The following is a 1,080-nucleotide window of genomic DNA, read 5'->3' as shown; positions in this document are numbered from 1 at the left end:
CCCGGGACAGCCTGACGCGGACCTTGTTGCCAGACCACACTGGGATCGGAGCCGTGCCGTTAAAACGGGCGAAGGCGTCTTTGGACTTGAACCGCCTGACCCCGGCAGTCTCGCCGATGATCATGGCCGCTCCGAGCACCCCAAGCCCCGGGACCTCAAGCAGGTGCTGATGATTCGCGCGCGCCAGCTTGCTCAGGCGGCTCTCGATCTCGTTGATCCGCCGGGTGAGCGATCGGATGTCCTCCAAGATGTCGCGGGCGATCTCCGGCACGACCCCGGTCAGGCCGTCCAGGTGGGTAATCAGCTCATCGAGAAGATGGTAACGACGCAGCGCCCGGGACGGTATCTGCAGGTCAGGGTCGATCTCGTGCAGGAACCAGCGGACCTTGGACTGCAATGCGGTACGGCGAGCGACCAGGCTGCGACGGTGGTCGGACAGTAGCTTGATCTCCCGCGCCGGCCCCGGCAACTCGGCCGTCGGTAGGTCACTTTCGCGCAGGGCAACGCGTGCCACGGCCTCTGCGTCGATCGGGTCGGACTTGCCGGGTTCGCGACCCGACCGGCGCATACCCGCCATCAGCCGGGTGTGGACTCGCACGACCTTGTGCCCGGCGTCGAGCAGGTCGGCTTCCAGGCGCCGGGTCAGGTGCCGGCAGTTCTCGATCGCAATGATCACCTCCTCGAACTGCTCGAGCCAGGTCATGATTTTCTGATGCCCGGCCGCCCGGGCCTCGACTGTGAGGACATCGATCCTCCTGCCGACCTCGTCGACAGCTACGAGCGTGTGCCAGTTCTTGTGGGCATCAATTCCGATGACAGTCACCGCGGGCCTCCTTCTGATCCGTTGCCGTACGTTCGGCACCGCCGACCGAGGTCGGGCACGCCTCAGTCGGGCAGGACGAGCGAGCAAGCTCCTATCAGGCCACGGCCTTGATCAGCGATGCACACCCGGTGGAGCGGCACATCGCGGACAAGCCACCTATGGCAGCGAAAAAACGAGCCAACCCCACCGGGCATCATCATTGTGGTACTGAAGCGAAAAAAGCCGACTTGGATTCAAATCGTCAATGCAACAGGGCG

At 64.3% G+C, this 1,080-nt stretch carries 1 protein-coding gene; it reads right to left on the bottom strand.

Annotated elements, in window-relative coordinates; all coding sequences use genetic code 11:
* A partial coding sequence (locus tag CEY15_RS17820; protein WP_095719506.1) for an IS110 family transposase occupies positions 1 to 823 on the bottom strand: 823 nt, incomplete at its 3' end.
* Positions 824 to 1,080 lie beyond the last annotated feature (257 nt).

The organism is Dietzia natronolimnaea (assembly GCF_002289575.1).
GTDB classification, from domain to species: domain Bacteria; phylum Actinomycetota; class Actinomycetes; order Mycobacteriales; family Mycobacteriaceae; genus Dietzia; species Dietzia natronolimnaea_A.
The sequence above is the reverse complement of the archived record's forward strand: the minus strand, read 5'-3'. Positions and strand labels throughout refer to the sequence as shown.